This window comes from Wenzhouxiangella sp. YN9, assembly GCF_056324165.1.
On the sequence record NZ_JBJNIP010000086.1, the window covers coordinates 22992 to 41943 of the forward strand.

11 protein-coding genes and 1 tRNA gene are annotated in these 18952 nt (G+C 63.8%); 4 read left to right on the plus strand and 8 right to left on the minus strand.

What is annotated here, in order from left to right; all coding sequences use genetic code 11:
* Positions 1-307: 307 nt before the first annotated feature.
* The 5 genes from ACEWQ0_RS05755 to ACEWQ0_RS05775 all read right to left on the minus strand — a co-directional run bounded on the left by ACEWQ0_RS05755 (position 308) and on the right by ACEWQ0_RS05775 (position 5315).
* Positions 308-381: transfer RNA gene (locus tag ACEWQ0_RS05755), tRNA-Gly, on the minus strand.
* A 136-nt stretch (positions 382-517) separates the two neighbouring features.
* Positions 518-2131: a BCCT family transporter gene (locus ACEWQ0_RS05760; RefSeq protein WP_476481524.1), complete on the minus strand. Its 1614-nt coding sequence runs from the start codon at positions 2129-2131 to the stop codon at positions 518-520.
* A 109-nt stretch (positions 2132-2240) separates the two neighbouring features.
* On the minus strand, positions 2241-3596 hold the full coding sequence (locus tag ACEWQ0_RS05765; RefSeq protein WP_476484788.1) for a carbohydrate porin: 1356 nt from the start codon (positions 3594-3596) through the stop codon (positions 2241-2243).
* A 332-nt stretch (positions 3597-3928) separates the two neighbouring features.
* Complete coding sequence (locus ACEWQ0_RS05770; RefSeq protein WP_476481522.1) at positions 3929-4951, minus strand: HD domain-containing protein; 1023 nt, start codon at positions 4949-4951, stop codon at positions 3929-3931.
* A gap of 10 nt (positions 4952-4961) precedes the next feature.
* Positions 4962-5315: a Spx/MgsR family RNA polymerase-binding regulatory protein gene (locus ACEWQ0_RS05775; RefSeq protein WP_476484789.1), complete on the minus strand. Its 354-nt coding sequence runs from the start codon at positions 5313-5315 to the stop codon at positions 4962-4964.
* 109 nt (positions 5316-5424) lie between these two features.
* Here ACEWQ0_RS05775 and ACEWQ0_RS05780 point away from each other — a divergent pair, with 109 nt between their 5' ends.
* Both ACEWQ0_RS05780 and ACEWQ0_RS05785 read left to right on the plus strand, forming a co-directional pair.
* The gene (locus ACEWQ0_RS05780) at positions 5425-6447 is read left to right on the plus strand and encodes an efflux RND transporter periplasmic adaptor subunit (protein ID WP_476484790.1); all 1023 of its coding nucleotides are present in this window, start codon (positions 5425-5427) and stop codon (positions 6445-6447) included.
* Entirely contained in the window at positions 6444-9671 is a 3228-nt protein-coding gene (locus tag ACEWQ0_RS05785; protein WP_476484791.1) for an efflux RND transporter permease subunit, read from the plus strand. Before ACEWQ0_RS05780 ends, ACEWQ0_RS05785 begins: the two co-directional genes overlap by 4 nt.
* Before the next feature lie 193 nt (positions 9672-9864).
* Here ACEWQ0_RS05785 and dapD read toward each other — a convergent pair whose 3' ends face one another.
* The 3 genes from dapD to map form a co-directional block, all read right to left on the minus strand.
* Positions 9865-10701, minus strand: a complete 837-nt coding sequence (dapD, locus tag ACEWQ0_RS05790; RefSeq protein WP_476481518.1) for a 2,3,4,5-tetrahydropyridine-2,6-dicarboxylate N-succinyltransferase — start codon at positions 10699-10701, stop codon at positions 9865-9867.
* A 181-nt stretch (positions 10702-10882) separates the two neighbouring features.
* Positions 10883-13519: a [protein-PII] uridylyltransferase gene (glnD, locus tag ACEWQ0_RS05795; protein ID WP_476484792.1), complete on the minus strand. Its 2637-nt coding sequence runs from the start codon at positions 13517-13519 to the stop codon at positions 10883-10885.
* An 8-nt stretch (positions 13520-13527) separates the two neighbouring features.
* A complete protein-coding gene (gene map / locus ACEWQ0_RS05800; protein ID WP_476481516.1) occupies positions 13528-14301 on the minus strand; it encodes a type I methionyl aminopeptidase in 774 nt (257 codons plus the stop codon).
* A 193-nt stretch (positions 14302-14494) separates the two neighbouring features.
* Between map and ACEWQ0_RS05805 the strand changes: the two genes are divergently transcribed.
* Both ACEWQ0_RS05805 and ACEWQ0_RS05810 read left to right on the plus strand, forming a co-directional pair.
* Positions 14495-15766, plus strand: coding sequence for an efflux RND transporter periplasmic adaptor subunit (locus ACEWQ0_RS05805; protein ID WP_476484793.1), 1272 nt, complete (start codon positions 14495-14497; stop codon positions 15764-15766).
* A complete protein-coding gene (locus ACEWQ0_RS05810) occupies positions 15763-18942 on the plus strand; it encodes an efflux RND transporter permease subunit (RefSeq protein WP_476481514.1) in 3180 nt (1059 codons plus the stop codon). The genes ACEWQ0_RS05805 and ACEWQ0_RS05810 overlap by 4 nt, the downstream gene beginning before the upstream one ends.
* Positions 18943-18952: the final 10 nt, after the last annotated feature.

Below are 18952 nucleotides of genomic sequence, written 5' to 3' on the forward strand. Positions count from 1 at the left end.
ACAACGTGGCGGGTCTGGGCACGCGTTGCTTGCGTTGGTGCCGGTCCGGCACCTCGTCCGTCGCGGATGTAACCGCGACCTACGGTCTGGGTCCAAGGTGTTGCGAAATGTGACCGTAGGCTGCCTAGGTTGGGGCTACGTGCCCGACGGACGACGGGGCGGGTCTGGTCATGCGTTGCTTGCATTGGCGTCGATCCGGTACCTCGTCCGTCGCGGATGTAACCGCGACCTATTGAGAGCACCGAAAGTGGGACGTTGATGTGGAAGCCCCACTGCCATCCAATGACAACAGCAGCAGGGGCAAAGATGGAGCGGGCGAAGGGAATCGAACCCTCGTCACGAGCTTGGGAAGCTCGGGTAATACCATTATACGACGCCCGCAATGAAGCCTATCGTAGCCAGCGCTCCTGCGCTTGGCAATCCCCCGGCAAAGAATCAGAAAAGGAAAGCCCCGCGCCTTGCGGTCGCGGGGCCGTTTCTTCTTGTTGTTGCAGCTGCTGTTTTGCGGGTTGCCGCGTCAGACGCGGCCGAGCTTGATCAAGGTGAGCTCGTGGTTCAAGCCCTTGGCCAGGCTGACGCACATGGCGAGCAGCACGATCACGAAGGGCAGGCCCATGCTGACCGCACCGGACTGCAGCGCGGTAAGGGCCGCGTCGCCGCCCACGGCCAGCAGAACGCCAGCAACGACACCTTCGATGACAGCCCAGAAGATACGCTGGGGCACCGGTGCATCGACCTTGCCGCCGGCAGTGATGCTGTCGATGACCAGCGAGCCGGAGTCCGAGGAGGTGATGAAGAACACCAGAACCAGAACGATACCGAGAAACGACGTGATCGTCGTCATCGGCAATTCGGCCAGCATCTCGAAAAGTGCCAGCGAGGTGCCGCTGCTGCCGCTGGCCAGGGCGCCAATGCCATTCTTGACCTGATCAATGCCGGCACCACCGAAAGCGGTCATCCAGATCACGGTCACGATCATCGGCACCACCAGAACGGCCGTCATGAACTCCCGCACGGTGCGGCCACGCGAAACGCGAGCGATGAACATGCCGACAAACGGCGACCAGGAGATCCACCAGGCCCAGTAGAAGATGGTCCAGCCGTGATAGAAACCGGAGTCTTCGCGGCCCACAGGGTTGCTCAGGGGCAGGAAGGATTGCACGTATCCCAGGACGGTCGTGCCCACGTTGGAGGCAAAAGCGGCCAGGCCACCGGCAATGATCGTGAACAGAAGCAGGGCTGCGGCGATGAACATGTTGGTGTTGCTGAGCAGACGAACCCCGCCATGGATACCGCGAACCACGGAGATCAGGGCAATGACCGTGACCCCGAAAATGATGGCAACCTGGGTCATCAGGCCACCGTCGATGTCAAAAAGAAACGCCAGCCCGCTGGCCGCCTGCTGGGCACCCAGCCCGAGTGAGGTCGCCAGGCCGAACAGCGTCGCGAGTACCGCCAGGGTATCGATGATATGGCCGAACCAGCCCCAGACACGATCCCCCAGAAGGGGATAAAAGGCCGAGCGGACGGTCAGCGGCAGGCCCTTGTTGTAGCTGAAGAAGGCCAGCGACAGCGCGACGACGCCATAGATCGCCCAGGGATGCAGCCCCCAGTGATACATGGTCGCGCCAAGGGAAGCACCCGCGTTACCGGGGCCCACATTCAGCGGCCCACCGCCTTCTGCGCTATTGAAGTAACTGACGGGCTCAGCGACCCCGAAATACATCAGACCGATGCCCATGCCGGCCGCGAACAGCATCGCGAACCAGGACAGGTAGCTGAATTCGGGTTTGGCATCCTGACCACCGAGCCGAATCTTGCCAAACGGCAGCAGAATCAGCGCAAGGCAGAACAGCACGAAGATGTTGCCGGCCGTCAGGAACAACCAGTCAAAGATGCTCTGGATACCGTTGCGTGTATTGGTCAGATGCTCATTGGCAGCATCGGGGAAGATCAGCGAGAGGATTACGAACAGGACCATCAACGTCGCGGTGATAACGAAGACAGGATGGTGAATATCCATCCCCATGGCTTCGACGTTGTCCTGGCCGACTTCGTAGTCGGTGTCGTAAATCCGTTCGATCTGTTGTATTTCCCTTGGCTTCGGATCCCTTTCGTCAAGCTTGCTCATGCATTGTTCTCCCTTTGTTCGAGCTCATTTGCAGGAAAAAAGGCCCGATGCCGCCCGGGGGTGCTGTCAGCACCCCCGGGCGGCATCGGGCCTGATGAACCCACTCCAATCAGAAGTAGTAGCCGAAGTTGATGTTCAGCCGCGTATTGGTGCCACTCTTGGTGGGCGAGTCCATGGTGCCGCCGATGAACGGCTGGTTTTCCGCCATGACCAGATCGATATAGGTGAACAGGCCACCCGCGGTCACGGAAACGCCGGTGACGTTCATCCAGGTGTCGGCCAGGTCGGCCGACTTGTCGGTCACCAGTGAATAGTCGTTGTAGAAGGTCAGATTCGAGACCGGGCCCCAGTTGACCGGAAGGCTGTAGGCCACGTTGCCGGTATAGGTTGTGGCCTTGGACGCAATCGTGTCGTAGAAGGCGTAGGCGCCCACGGCCATGCGATCCCAGCCGTCATCCATCCGGTAGTCGTACTTGGTGGCCTGCAGCTGCAGGTTCCACGGACCGTAGTTGCCGACCAGATGCGCGGCAACAGCCTGCTGGTCGCCGATATTGCTGCCTGAACCGTCAACGACGCCCCCGTACTGTCCCGACAAGCCGATTTCCGTGGAGTAATCGGTGTCGTAACCGAAGGTATAGGCGGCACGCGCGTTGAAGATGTTGTTATCGAAAGCACCGTTGATCGGATCGGCAAAAGCGTCCTCACCGGGGGCACGAGTGCCGACGATATTGTAGGAGTAGCTTTCCGCTCCGCCGGGGCCGCCTGCACCGTGCTCGTCGTTCAGATAGAAAGCGCCCTGCAGATTGAGCGGGCCGTCATCGTGAATCAGCTTGATGCCGAAGTCGTAGTCATCTTCGAGGCCAAGGTAGTAGTTCGAGCTGAAAAAGAAGCTGTGCGAGTTGTACGGAGTGACTCCGAAAGGCACCTGGTTGACGCCGATCTGGCCCTGAAGCGAGTCGGTAAAGTCATAGCCGACCCAGGCATGATGGACCACGTCCATGTAGTCATAGTGGCGGTACTCTGCCGAAAGCAGGACATCACCGATGCTGCCGTCGAAATTCAGGCGAATGGTGTCCATCTCGAAGACCCCGTCCTGGCGCTTGGTCGGCTTGGAGTAGTCTTCGTACTTGTACTGAAAGCGAACGGCGCCACCAACATGAATCTCGTTCGACTTCTTCTCGTCGTAGGTGCTGGCGGCGATCTCCTTGACCTGCTCTTCGTCAGCGCCGGCGTCTTCGACCTCGGCCAGGCGCGACTCCATCTCTTCGCGCTGCTGCTCCTCGTCGTCACGCTCGGCACGCAACTCGTCAAGCTGACGCTGCATTTCCAGCAGCTGCTGCTGCATGCGGTCGATCTGCCCTCTGAGAATATCGGCCTCGTCCTGCCCTTCCGAAGCATTCGCTACGGACAATAAACAGACCATGACCAGACACGCAGAGAGCTTCAACCAGGATGACTTGCGCATGTTCGTCTCCCTTGATAGGAACTGTGGGTTACCTTCGGCAGCCACGCAGCACCGGGCAGAACGGTAATGAGCCGCCCCGGCAGCGTACCCGCACAAACAGGTACGCCGGAGCGAACGAACCCCTTCAGGCTTGCTGCTCGAACGCGCTACCGAAGCTCGATATTAATAAGATCTTAACAGATTGGGCATCGGTGAGCAAACAAACATTTGATCTGCATCACCTTTTGGCCCGACACACTGCCCCGCCGAAGCGTTCTTGCCAACGGCTGAATCAGGCCTGCAACCACGGCTCGGGGGGCGCGGAAATCAGGAATACGATTGGTGGGTGAGGGCTACACGAGGCCTCGCGGGCGGAACAACCGGTCGTGCAGGCTCAGTGCGTAGCGGTCGGTCATGCCGGCGACAAAATCGAGCACTTGAGTCAACCGGTCGTCATCGGCCAGGCAGTAGCTGTCGGGTATGTGCTCGGGGTGGGCGAGCAAGTGATCGACCAGTTGATGGATGACCGCGCGGGCTCTCGCATTCTGCGCCTGCGCCTCGGGGCGCAGATAAACACGCTCGAACATGAACTCGCGAAAGCCCCGCATGGCCTGCAGCACGTCGGCGCGCATCACCACCTTGCCGCGACGAATCGATTCTTCGATCACCGCCTCGATCATGACGTTGATCCAGCCACGCTCTTCCAGTGGCCCCAGCACTGCGATGACGTCGGCAGGCACATCTGCGGGTTCGATGACGCCGGCCCGCAGCGCGTCCTTGAGGTCGTGGTTGAGGTAGGCGATCCGGTCGGCGTAGCGGCAGACCCAGCCCTCCGGCGTGTGCGGCGGTGGCTTGACGCGCCAGGTGTGGGCGCGAATGCCATCGAGTACCTCCCAGGTCAGGTTGCGGGGTTCAAGCACCCGAAAGATACGCACGCCCTGCTCCGAATGCAGCCATTGGCCATCGTCGGCATACTCCGACAACGCTGCCTCGCCGGTGTGGCCAAATGGTGTATGCCCACAATCGTGAGCCAGGCAGATGGCTTCGGTCAGGGTTTCATTGAGGCCCAACGCGGCCGACAAGGCACGCGCCACCTGGGTGACCTGCAGGGTGTGCGTCATGCGGGTGACAAAGTGATCGCCTTCCGGATTGATGAAGACCTGAGTCTTGTGCTTGAGCCGCCGGAAGGCCTTGGAGTGCAGGACCCGGTCGCGGTCGCGCTCGAAAGCCGTGCGGTAGGGATCGGGCGCCTCGTCGACTTCGCGACCGCGCGTGGCCGTCGATCGAGTTGCCAGCGGCGATAGTTCATGCTCACGGGCCTCGCGCTGCTCGCGAGTGACGGTCTTGAGTGAAGGGCGATCCGCGGGCGTATCCATGCGTAACAGTCTACAGCGCCTGTCTGACGGATTCATCGAAACCGACCAGCACCGTGTCGCCCAGCTCGAAGACCGGGCGCTTGATCAGCGTCGGGTGGCGACTGAGAACACCGGGTGCCGTCTCCGGATTCGACGCAGATGCACGCTCATCCTCGCAGAGGCCGCGCCAGGTTGTCGAGCGCCGATTGACCAGGCGCTTGACGCCCACCGCCTCGACCCAGCTACGGAGCACGGCCTCATCCGGCCCGTCTTTCCGCAGGTCGTGCAGGCAATAGTCCCGGCCGGAATCATCGAGCCACCTGCGCGCTTTCCTGCAGGTGTCGCAGCTGTTGATAACGTAGATTGCAATCATGTCTTTCAACATGGGCGCTGCCCTTGCCGGAGGCAAGTCGCCCCTCGCTTGATATCGACGCTGCAGCCACCATATCGTATAATTCTAATATTAACGACCCGCTGAGCCGAAGGGGATGCAAATGAACACCCGAACCTTTCTTGTGGCGGCCGCAGCCGCATGGGCAATTGCCCTGGCCTGCCCGGCAGCCGCCGCGCAGTGGGCGCCCGTGGAACGAGCCCGCCTGGTCGAGTCGATCCGGCTCGACGGCGTGGTCGAGGCGGTTCAGGAAAGCACCGTTTCGGCTCAGACGGCCGGCCGCATCGTGGCGCTGCCCTTCGACGTGGACGACACAGTCGATTCCGGTGCCCTGATCGCGCAGCTCGAAGACACCGAGCAGCGCGCCCGCATGCAGCAGGCCGAGGCCGCGCTCGACGAAGCCGAGGCCCGCCTTGCCGACGCCCGGCAGCGCTTCGCGCGAATCGAGCCCCTGGCCGAGCGCGGCGTCGCCTCGCAGTCGGATCTCGACGCGGCCCGCAACGCGCTCAGCGCGGCCCGAGCGCAGGCCAGCCGCGCCCGCAGCGGCGTCGAAGAAGCCCGCGAGCAGCTTGAATACACGCGTATCGTTGCCCCATACGGCGGCGTGCTGACCGCACGCCATGTCGAAGTCGGCGAGTCCGTGCAGCCGGGCCAGCCGCTGCTCAGCGGCTTTGCCCTCGACCCGCTGCGCGTGGTGGTCTCGATCCCGCAGCGCTACATCGATCGGGTCGACGGCAAGGAAGATTTCCGCATCCTGCTCGACGACGGTCGGGAAATGGCCATCGACCGGATCACGCGCTTTCCCTTCGCCGGCGCGGCCGGGCACGGCGTGAACGTGCGCATTACCTTCGAGAACGGACAAATGGACGCCTATCCCGGCCAGCTGGTGCGGGTGATGCTGGCGGTCGCCACGCGCGAGGCGCTGTGGGTTCCGGCCGCAAGCCTGCTCGAGCGCAGCGAACTGCGCGCGGTGTTCGTGCGCAGCAACTCCGGCGCGCCGAGACTGCGCCAGGTGCGCATCGGCACCCGCGAGGGTGACCGCCTCGAAGTGCTCTCCGGCCTCGAGGAGGGCGAGGAAGTCGCACTCGATCCCGAAGCCGTGTTTGCCAGCAAGGCGCAGCAATGAGCGAACAACAGCCAGCCATTGGCCTGTCGGGCCGCATTGCCCGCGCGTTTCAGGACTCGCGCCTGACGCCGCTGCTGGCCGCCGTGGCCATCATCGCCGGAATACTGGCGGTCATCATCACGCCCAAGGAAGAAGAGCCGCAGATCGATGTGACCATGGCCGACGTGTTCGTGCCCTTCCCCGGCGCCAGCGCGCGCGAGGTCGAACATCTGATCACCAACCCCGGCGAACAGATCTTCGACGAGATCTCCGGCGTCAAGCACGTCTATTCGACCACCCGCCAGGGCCTGGCGGTGATCACCGTCGAGTTCGAGGTCGGCGTGCCGCGCCAGGACGCGCTGGTGCGCCTGTACAACAAGGTCTATTCCAATCAGGACTGGTTTCCGGCCGATCTGGGCGCCGGCCAGCCGGTGGTCAAGCCCAAGGGCATCGACGATGTGCCGATCGTCAGCCTCACGCTCTACGACCCCACCGGTCATCAGACCGGCGAGGACCTCACCCGCCTGGCCCACACTCTGGAGGTTGCGCTCAAGCGCGTGACCGGCACCCGCGATGTCTACACCATCGGCGGCCTGCCCGACCGCGTCGAAGTGCGCTTCGACCCCGCGCGGCTGGCCGGCTACAACCTGAGCCTGCCCGCCATTCGCGAGGCCGTGCGTGCCGCCAACAGCGCCGCCGGCGAGGTGCGGATCGTGCGCGATGGCGTTTCGATTCCGGTTCAGCCCGGCAGCCTGATCGAGCACGTCGAAGACGTGCGCGCGCTCGTCGTCGGCCAGCACGAGGGCACAGCCGTGCGCCTGGGCGACATCGCCGAGGTACAGCGCGGCCGGGGCGTGCCCGACCAGAGCGTGATGCTCGGCTTCGGTCCGGAAAGTCAGGGCCAGACCGGCGGCGTGCATCCGGCCGTGACCCTGGCGGTGGCCAAGAAACCGGGCGAGAACGCCATCGATATCGCCGACGCCGTCGGGCAGCGGGTCGAAATGCTGCGCGGTCAGGTCATTCCCGACAATACCGAAGTGCTGATGACGCGCAACTACGGCGAGACCGCCACCGACAAGGCGCGCTCGCTCATCCGCGACCTGATCTCGGCCACCATCTCGGTCATCCTGCTGGTCATGGCCACGATGGGCTGGCGCCAGGCGCTGATCGTCGGCATCTCGGTGCTCGTCACCCTGCTGCTCACCCTGGTGTTTTCCTGGGCCTGGGGTTTCACCCTCAACCGCGTTTCGCTGTTCGCCCTGATCTTTTCCATCGGCATCCTGGTCGACGACGCGATCGTCGTGGTCGAGAACGTGCATCGGCGCATCAGCGTGTCCCGGCGTCCGATTCGCGAGGTAGTGCCGGTCGCCGTCGACGAAGTCGGCACGCCGACCATCATGGCCACGCTCACGGTCATTGCCGCGCTCTTGCCGATGGCCTTCGTCACCGGCCTGATGGGCCCCTACATGGGTCCGATTCCGATCAATGCCTCGGCGGGCATGCTGCTGTCGCTGGTGATTGCCTTCGTGCTCGCCCCGTGGCTGGCCGTGCGCCTGCTGCGCCCCGAACGCGATGCCGCCAGCCAGGGCGAAGGCGGCGGCGAGAGCTCCATCGAGGGCATCAACCCGCGCCTCAAGCGCTTTTTCACCGGCCTGTTCACGCCGTTTCTGGGCGGTGACCGGCACGCGCGGCGCAATCGCTGGCTGCTGGCCGGCGGCGTGGTCGGGCTGACCCTGCTGGTGGCCCTGTTGCCCGTCTTTCAGGCGGTGGTTCTGAAGATGCTGCCCTTCGACGACAAATCCGAGTTTCAGGTTGTTGTCGACATGCCCGAGGACACGCCCATGGAAGAGACCATGCGGGTTCTGCTGGCCATGGGCGAGCATCTTTCCGGCGTCGATTCGGTTGCCAACTGGCAGGCGTATGCCGGTGCCTCGGCGCCGATCAATTTCAACGGCCTGGTGCGCCAGTACTACCTGCGCGCCGAGCCCTGGCAGGGCGATCTGCAGGTCAACCTCGTCGACAAGCGCGATGAACAATCACACGACATCGCCAGCGCGCTGCGCGCGCCGCTGACGGAAATCGGCGAGCGCTTCGGCGCCGCGGTGAAGATCGTCGAGGTGCCCCCCGGCCCGCCGGTGCTCGCGCCGGTGGTGGCCGAAGTCTACGGGCCGACGCAGGCCGCGCGCGAGAAACTTGCCGGCGAGCTCGCCGACGACATGCGCCGCATCGACGGCCTGGTCGATATCGACACCACCATTACCGCACCGACCCGGCGCTGGCAGGTGATCGTCGACCGCCATCGCGCCGCTACCCTGGGCGTCGGTCAGGCACAGGTGGTCGATACCCTGGCGCTGGCCCTGGGCGAGCGCAACGTCGGCTATCTGCGCGAGCCCGGCGCCAAGTACGCCGTGCCCATCCGCGTGATGCTCGACGAGGGGGTGAGAGCCCAGCCGGCCGCGCTGATGTCGCTGCCGGTGGCCACCCGCGACGGTGAGATCGTGCGCATCGCCGATGTTGCCCGCATCGAGCCGTCGGACTGGCCGGGCGTCATCCAGCACAAGGACCTGCTGCCGGTCGTCTACGTCACCGCCGACATGGCCGGGCGCATCGATTCACCGCTGTATGGCATGTTCGCGATGGCGGCCAGGCTGTTCCGCGACGACGACGGGCCCGCTCAGTACTGGATCAGCGCGCCCGACTGGCCCGGCACGACGGCGCTGAAATGGGACGGCGAGTGGCAGATCACCTACGAGACCTTCCGCGACATGGGTACGGCCTACGCCGTGGGCGTGTTCGCCATCTTCCTGCTGCTGGTTGCGCAGTTTCGCGCTTATCTGATTCCGCTCATCGTCATGGCGCCCATTCCGCTGACGCTGATCGGCATCCTGCCCGGCCACGCCCTGCTCGGCCACGAGTTCACCGCCACCAGCATGATCGGCATGATTGCGCTGGCCGGCATCATCGTGCGCAACTCCATTTTGCTGGTGGTCTTCATCCGCCAGCTGCTCGATGAAGGCGTCTCACTCAACGATGCCGTCATCAAGGCCGCGGCCGTGCGCCTCAAGCCGATCGCGCTCACGGCGGTGTCGGCAATGGTAGGTGCGGCCTTCATCCTGACCGATCCGATCTTCAATGGTTTGGCGATTTCGCTGATCTTCGGCCTGTTGATCTCGACGCTGATGACCGTGCTGCTGGTGCCGCTGCTCTACTACGTGTTCATCGGCGAGCGCGCGGTCGACGTCTAGACCCGGGTCGCGCTACACCCATTACTTCTACGGTAGGGCCCGGCTGTGTAAAACCTCAAAACCCACGGAAGGCACGGATGGTCACGGAAAGCTCATGTCTTCAGGGAAGGCCTCAAAAAGAGATTCAATCCGGTTTTCTCCGTACCCTTCCGTGTCTGCCGTGGTTACAAGATCTTGATTGCCGGGGAAGCAATTACTCAGCACTGCGCAGAAGCTCGTTGACCGAGGTGCGCGAGCGCGTTCTCTCGTCAACCTGCTTGACGATGATGGCTGCATACAGGCTGTGGCTGCCGTCATTTGCCGGCAGGCTGCCGGCGACCACCACCGAGCCGGCGGGCACGCGCCCGGTGATCACCTCGCCGGTCTCGCGGTTGTAGATTCGCGTCGACTGGCCCAGAAACACGCCCATGCCGATGACCGCGCCCTTTTCGACGACCACGCCCTCGACCACTTCCGAGCGCGCGCCGACAAAGCAGCCGTCCTCGATGATGGTCGGGCTGGCCTGCAGCGGCTCGAGCACGCCGCCGATGCCGGCACCGCCGGAGATATGCACGCCCGCGCCGATCTGGGCGCACGAACCCACCGTCGCCCAGGTATCGATCATGCTGCCGGCGCCCACGAAGGCGCCGATATTGACGTAACTGGGCATGAGCACGGTGTCGTTGCCGATATGCGCGCCGCGGCGCACGGTCGCGGTGGGCACCACCCGCGCGCCGCACTGCTCGGGCGAATCCATTTCGTCGGCAAAGCGCAGATCGACCTTGTCGAAGTAGCGGCTCACGCCGCCTTCCACCACGCGGTTGGGGGTGATGCGAAAGTGCAGCAGAATGGCCTGCTTGAGCCAGCCATTGACCTGCCAGCCGCCGCTGCCGTCCGGCTCGGCCACCCGCAGCTCGCCACTTTCCAGCCCTTGCAGACAGGTATCGATCTGGCCGCGCAGCTCATGGTTGTCGTACTCCGGCGAGAGTGCGTCGCGACGGTTCCAGGCGGCTTCGATGGCGAGCTGGAGCTCATTGAGTTCGTTCGACATTTTTTAGTAAGTGTTGAGTGTGAAGTGTGAAGTGTAAAGAATCAAAACCAACAACACCAACAACAAGATCTCGCAAAAACCTTCACACTTCACACTTCACACTTCACACTTCACACTTCACACTTCACACTTCACACTTCACACTTCACACTTCACACTTCACACTTCACACTTCACACTTTCACCCCACATCCAGTCGCTTCCGCAGCTCGTCTTCCAGCACCATGCAAGCTTCACGGTCCAGCGGCTGCCCGTGGGCATCGGTGATGGTGAACACGTCTTCGACGCGCTGGCCGAAAGTGGCGACCCGGGCGTCGTGCAGGCGCAGGCTGCGGCTGACCAGGGCTTCTGCGATGGCTGACAGCAGCCCGGGGCGGTCGGTGGCGGCAACCGCAAGCCGGGTCAGGCCGTCGCGTCTTGACAACGTGATTTCCGAGCGACCGAGGAAAGGCTGAAGGCGGCGAGGCACCGGCCGGGCCGGCAGCGGGCGAACATCGCGTGCGGCCAGCTGTGCCACCAGCAGGCGCTTGAGCCGCCCGACGTCTGAGTCGTGGAGCGGCTGGCTGTTGGCGTCCATGATCTGGAAGATATCCCAACTCTTGCCGTCAGCGGTCGTGATCACGCGTGCGGCCAGCACATCGAGCTCCATGCGATCAAGCTCGCGTGCAACCACGGCAAACAGGCCGGCAAAGTCCTCGGCCTGAACGAAAATCTCGCTGATGCCCTTGTCTTCGAGGCGGCGGGCACCCACCAGCGGCAACTCATCAGCGGCCAGCACTTCAGCCGTTGTCCAGACCAGCTGTTCGGCATCCAGGCGCAGGAAGGCGCGCTCCGGGAGGTGGCGCCAGCAGCGCTCGACCTGTTGCGTGGCATATCCACGCGCGCGCAACGCGGCCAGCGCCGAGGCGCGCGTCCGATAAAGGCTGGTCCGGCGGTCGAACGGATGCTCCAACCCGCGGGCCAGGGCGGCGGCAGCGGCTTTGTAGAGTGTCCACAGCAGGCTGTCCTTCCAGGAGTTCCACAATCGCGGGCTGGTTGCAGCGATGTCGGCAACCGTCAGCACGTACAGGTGATCAAGACGACGCTGGCTGCCGACTCGTTCGGCAAATGCGTTCACCACCTCCGGATCGGAGATGTCCTCTCGCTGGCTGGTGCGCGACATCAGCAGGTGTTCTGACACCACCCAGACCACCAGGTCGCGGTCGTTGCCGTCCATATCCAGCCGGTCGACGAATTTGCGCGCGTCTGCGGCACCCAGCTCTGAGTGGTCGCCGCCGCGGCCCTTGGCAATATCGTGAAACAGCGCCGCCAGATAGAGCACCTCGGGTCGCTCGATGCGGCCGAATACCTCGATGGCATGCGCAAATCGTTCCGGCTGTCGGGCGCAGGCAAAGCGCCTCAGGTTGCGAATCACGAACAGGATGTGCTGATCGACCGTATAGGCATGAAACAGATCGAACTGCATGCGGCCGGTGACCTGCGCAAATTCGGGCAGCAGCGCGGCCAGCACGCCATAGCGATTCATGCGGGCAAGCTGACTGTGCACCAGGCGATCGCGTCTGAGCAGCGCCAGGAGGGCGCCCAGAACCCGCGAATCGCGGCGATAGCTCTCGTCGATGAGGTAAAGATGTTCGCGTACCCGCCGGATGGTGGTTGCGCGTACGCCGCGCGCCTCGGGATGATCAGCCAGCAGCAAGAACATGCGCATGATCTGCTCCGGATGCTGCACCAACGCGTGCTCATCCTTGAGCTCCAGATAGCCGTGGTGAATGCGGAAAAACGCATCGATATCGGCTGAAGGCAGATGACGACGGCCGGCCAGCAGCTCCTCATCGAAGCTTTGCAGCAGCCGCTCGTTGAGGCGTTCGAGCTGCATGACCTTGCGGTAATGAATCTGCATGAAGCGCTCGACCGGCTCGTTGCTTTCACGGCAGCGGCCAAAACCGAAACGCTCGGCCAGCCGGCGCTGGTGCTCGAACAGCAGACGCTCTTCGGCCCGCCCGGCGGTCTCATGCAAGGCCCAGCGCAGGCGCCAGAGATGTTCGCGGCCGGCCACCAGCGCTTCGTGCTCGCGCTCGCCAAGAAAGCCGTACTCAACCAGGCCGTGCAGGGTGGAGGTGCCAAAATGACGACGCGTGACCCAGGCAATCATCTGCAGGTCGCGCAAGCCGCCCGGCCCTTCCTTGAGATTGGGCTCGAGGTTGTAGACGGTGTCTTCAAACTGCCGATGGCGCTGGTCTTGCTCGGCCAGTTTGGCGGCGAAGAATTCTGCGGCTGGCCACAGCAGCGGGGCATCGGTGCGCTCGCGCATCTGCCGGTGCAGGCAGCCGTTGCCGGCCAGCAGGCGCGATTCCATCAGATTGGTGGCAACGGCTACATCGTCACGCGCGGCGGTGACGCAATCATCGACGCTGCGCACGCTTTGCCCCGGATGCAGGCCGGCGTCCCAGAGCACCTGAACGAAGCGCTCGAGTGCGCCCTTGTTCACCGCCCTGCCCGCGGGCAGCAGAATCAGCAGATCCGCGTCTGAATGCGGATGCAATTCGCCGCGCCCGAAACCGCCGGTTGCACACAGCGCAATCCCATCGTCGGGTGGGGCCAGACGCTCCCAGGCGGTGAGCACCAGTTGCTCGACCACCCAGGCCCGGCCCTGCACGAGATCACGGATTTCGGCCCCGGCCGCGAACTGGCGACCTAGTTCTGAATCAGCCTGTTCGCGGGCACGGTTCAACGCCCGTCCGAGTGCGTCGGGGCGAGCTTCAAGGGCAGCAAGGGCGGCAAGATCGAGGCAGTCGCGGGTCGCCGGAACTGCGCTCAATCGATCAATCACAGGGGCTGATCTGGCAACTGCGTCAGAATATCGTAGCCGTCTTCGGTGACCGCCAGGGTGTGCTCCCACTGCGCGGTCAGGCTGCGGTCGCGCGTAATCACCGTCCATTCGTCGGGCAGCAGTCGGGTATGGCGCTTGCCGAGGTTGATCATCGGCTCGATGGTGAAAGTCATGCCCGCCTCGAGCACCATGCCCTCACCGGGGCGGCCGTAATGCAGCACCTGCGGCGCCTCGTGAAAGCCGCGACCGATACCGTGGCCGCAGTACTCGCGCACCACCGAGCAGCGCTCGCCTTCGGCATAGGTCTGGATGGCATGACCGATGTCGCCCAGCGTTGCCCCCGGCTTGACGACGGCAATGCCGCGAACCATGGACTCGTGCGCCACCTCGCAGATGCGCCGGGCCTTCACCGAAGGTTCACCGACATAGAACATTCTGGAGGTATCGCCGTGCCAGCCGTCCTTGATGACGGTGACATCGATATTGATGATATCGCCTTTCTTGAGCCGCTTTTCGCCCGGAATGCCGTGGCAGACCACGTGATTGACCGAAGTGCAGATCGACTTGGGAAAGCCCTTGTAGTTCAGCGGGGCAGGCACGGCTTCGAGCTCACCGACGATGTATTCGTGGGCGATGCGATCGAGTTCGGCGGTGGTGACACCCGGCTGGACATGCGGCTCGAGCAGGGCCAGAACGCTGGCTGCCTGCTGACCGGCAACGCGCATGGCTTCGATTTCTTCTGACGTCTTGATATGAACTTGATGATTCATCGATGAAACCATTGATAAACCGTAACAGTCTACCTGATAGCACCTGCACCGGCGGCGGAAAGCTGACCTTTGTCCGCCGGGGCGCAGGCGCATTCATGCCTTTTGGCACGTGCGCTGGCGCTTGTGTCAGTGGCAGGATGCGCACAAGCTGAGTGCATGCTCGAACACCTCGATCCGGGACCCGAGAAACCCCATGAACAGATTCCGCCGCTACATCCTGCCGCCGGCCCTGATTGCCGCCTCGATCATCCTTGTTGTCATCCTGGCCAGCAATCGACCCGAGCCACCCGAGCGCGAGCCGACCGAAACCGCAATGCTTGTCGACACCATTGCAGCCGAAAGCGCCGGCGACCGTTTCGTCGTGCACGCGCAGGGCACGGTTCAGCCGCGCACCCAGACCACGCTTGTGCCCGAAGTCAGCGGCAAGGTAACGCAGATATCCGAGCAGTTCGTAGCCGGCGGTTTTTTCCACGCCGGCGAGGTGCTCATCGAGATCGATCGCAGTGACTACGAAACGGCGTTGAAACAGGCCGAGGCCGAACTGGCGGGCGCGCGCGCCCAGCTGTCTGACGAGCAATCGCGCTCCGAGCAGGCGCGTCGCGACTGGCAGCAGCTGCACGGCAGCGCCGACCGCGAACCTTCCGAGCTGGTCCTTCGCATTCCGCAGCTGGAGCAGGCCCGAGCTTCCGTGCAGGCAGCCGAGGCGGCCGTGGCGCGCGCCAGGCGCGACCTCGAGCGCACCCGCATCTCGCTGCCTTACGACGGCATGGTGCGCTCGCGCGCGGTCGACATCGGCCAGTATGTCAGCACCGGCACCACGCTGGGCGAGGCTTTCGCAGTGGATGTCGCCGAGGTGCGCCTGTCGCTGCCCGACCGCGACCTGGCGTTCGTCAACCTTCCCCGGCCGGGGAAGGAGAACCAGCCCTCGCCGCGCGTGCGCTTTCACGCCAGCGTCAACGGCGAGCGCGGCAGCTGGAGCGGAAAAATCGTGCGTACCGAGGGGGTCGTCGAGCAAACCACGCGCTTGACCTGGGCGGTGGCGCGCATCGAAGACCCCTACGGCCTGCTCGGCGCCGATCGCAACGTGCCGCTGCCCATGGGCAGCTATGTGCAGGCCGAAATTCACGGACGCTCGGCCGCTGGCCTGGTCGAGCTGCCGCGCGAGACCCTGCGCGAGGGCAATCGGCTGTATATCGCCGATGAAGACGAGCGCCTCGAAATCCGCAGCGTCGACGTGGTGCGTTCAACGGCAGAGCGCGTTTATCTGTCCAATGCGATCCAGCCCGGCGAACGCGTGATCACCACCGCCATCAACACGCCGATTCCAGGCACGAAGCTCAACGTGCGCGCGCCCGGCGCGGATCAACCCGAGCTGCGCATTCTGCCGGCACAAGACCAGGAGCAGAGCGACCGGGCCCGGGGTCTGGCGCAGGATGAAACCGCGCAGACGGAGGACGCCAGATGAGCACCGACCGAAACTGGTACGGCAACCTGATTGCCTGGTTCGCCAACAATTCGGTGGCGGCCAACCTGCTGATGCTGTGCCTGCTTGCCGGCGGGGTGGTAACGGCATTCACCATCACCAAGGAAATCCAGCCGCAGATCGAGACCAACTACGTCAACGTCACCGTGCCCTATCGCGGCGCCACGCCGCGCGACGTCGAGCAGGGCGTGCTGATCAAGATCGAGGAAGCAATCCAGGACATCGACGGCGTCAGGGAAATCGTTGCCACCGGACGCGAAGGCTCGGGCAATGTTCAGGTCGAAGTCGATCAGGAATACGACGTGCTCGAAGTCCTTGATGAAATCAAGACCCGGGTGGACTCCATTGCGACGTTTCCGGCCGAAACCGAGCGGCCGATCTATCAACGCAACACCTGGACCCAGGAGGTCATCTGGGTGTCAGTCTTTGGCGACGTGGGAGAGCGAACCCTCAAGGAGACGGCGCGCGAGATTCGCGACGACATCATTGCCCTGCCCTCGGTCTCGCGGGCCGAGCTGATCGGCGCCCGCCCCTACGAGATCGGCATCGAGGTGCGCGAACAAACGCTGCGCGCCTATGACCTGACGCTGGGTGAAGTCGCCCGGGCCATTCGCCAGTCGTCGCTGGACCTGCCCGGCGGCCGCATCGAAACCGCCGGCGGCGACGTGCTGGTCAGGACCGTTGGCCAGGCTTATGTCGGCCGCGATTTCGAGGATATTGTCGTGCGCAGCAATCCTGACGGTTCGAAGGTGCTGGTGCGCGATATCGCCGACATCAACGACGGCTTCGTCGAACGCGACCGCTACGCGCGCCACAACGGCAAGCCGGCCACCGCCATCCGCGTGCTCAGCGTCGGCGAGCAAAGCGCGCTGGCGGTTTCCGACGAGGTGCGCGACTACATCACCGAAAAGCGTCGCAACATGCCCGCGGGCATCAGTATCGACTGGTGGGCCGACATCGCCTATTACCTGCACGGCCGCATCGAGATGATGGGCAAGAACCTGCTGGTCGGCGCCCTGCTGGTATTTCTGATTCTGGCGCTGTTCTTGCGGCTGAAGCTCGCCTTCTGGGTGATGGTCGGTCTGCTGGTCGCCTTCCTCGGCACCCTGTGGCTGCTGCCGGCTTTCGGGGTCACCATCAACTTGATCAGCCTGTTCGGCTTCCTGATCGTGCTCGGGATCGTGGTCGATGACGCCATCGTCATCGGCGAATCGGCCTACACCGAAATTCGCGCCAAAGGCCACTCGACCGAAAACGTCGTCAACGGCGTCTACCGGGTGGCAACTCCGGCCACCTTCGGCGTGCTGACCACGATCGCGGCATTCTTGCCCATTCTCATGATCTCGGGCATTTCCGGCCAGTTCTTCGCCGCCATCGGTTGGGTCGTTGTCCTGTGCCTGTTCATGTCACTGATCGAATCCAAGCTGATCCTTCCGGCGCACCTGTCGCACATGCGGGTCGGGAAATTCGAAGCGACCAGCACCAATCGTTTCGTTCGCTTCCAGCGCAACTTCTCCGACGGCCTGTACAGCTTCATCGACCGTTTCTATCTGCCGACGCTGGGCGTTCTTCTGCGCAACCGCTATCTTGCGCTGGCCTCGTTCGTTTCCGTCCTCATCCTCTCCATCGGGCTGGTCGTGGGCGGCATTGTTCCGCGCGTGTTCTTCCCGGACTTTGCCGGCGAATTCATGCAGGTCGAACTGCAGATGAACGAGGGCACACCCGCCTACATCACCCATGCCAACCTGGACCATCTGGCGGCCGAGCTGGAAAACACCGACAGAAAGCTGCAGGCAAAACACGGCCTGGATGAAGATATCGTACGCACCGTCTTCGCGTGGTCGGACTCCGACACCTCCGGCGGCATGCTGGTGGAGCTGGCAAAACACGAAAATGGTCCTGTCACCATCACCGAGCTGCAGCGCGAGTGGCGTGATGCAGTCGGCCAGATTCCCGGTGCGCGCGGCTTGCGCATCGGCAACGCCGGCGGCGGACCCGGCGGCGGCGGGCCCGATATCTCCTTTCAGCTTGTCGGCAGCGACCTCGACCAGCTCGAAGCCGCGGCGTCGGCGCTCGAACAGCGGGTCCAGGCCTACGAGGGCACCTACGACGTGCGCAACTCCTTCGAAGGCGGACTCAAGGAGCTGCAGCTCGACATCCGGCCCGAGGCCGAGGTGCTGGGCTTGAGCCAGCAGGATCTGGCGCGCCAGGTTCGTCAGGCCTTCTTCGGCGAGGAAGTCCAACGCATTCAACGCGGCCAGGACGACGTCCGCGTGATGGTGCGCTACCCGCGCGAGCAGCGCACCTCTGAGGGTTATCTGGAAGCCATGCGCATTCGCACGCCCGACGGCGCGGAAGTGCCCTTCGGGGCCGTGGCCGACGTCAAGGTCGGCAACAGCCCGTCGGTCATCCGCCGCTTCGACCGTCAGCGCTCGATCAGCGTCACCGGGCGGGTCGACAAGGAAGTAGCCGAGCCGGGGCGCATCACCAGCGAGCTGCGCGAGCAGCACCTGCCCGAGATTCTGGCCGGCCACCCCAACGTCAGCTACCGCCTGTCAGGCGCTACCCGCAGCCAGCAGGAGGTCGCCAGCGACCTGCTGATGGGCACCGGTCTGGCCATTTTCCTGATCTATGCGCTGATCGCGATTCCGTTGCGCTCCTATCTGCAGCCGCTGCTGATCATGTCGGTGATCCCCTTTGGCATGATCGGCGCCATCTTCGGCCACTGGCTTCTGGGAATCCCGATCAGCATGCTCAGCTTTTTCGGCATCATTGCCCTGGCCGGCGTTGTCGTCAACGACAGTCTGATTCTGGTCGACTTCGTCAATCGTCACCGCCGCGAAGGCCAGCGGCGTGTCGAAGCAGCGATCAAGGCCGCACGCCTGCGCTTTCGCCCCATCATCCTGACCTCGGCGACCACCTTCCTGGGCCTGGCGCCCATGGTGTTCTTCGAAACCAGCCTGCAGGCACAGATGGTCATCCCCATGGCCGCCTCGCTGGCCTTCGGCATCCTGTTCGCCACGGTCATCACTCTGGGCCTGATTCCGATCCTGTACCTGATCGGCGACGACCTGACCGCACAGGTGCAACGCCTGACCGGGCGCCGGCGCCATGACGCAACTTCCGACGAAAGCGCCTTGCAGGGGGGCGACGGCTGAGCGGCAGGCC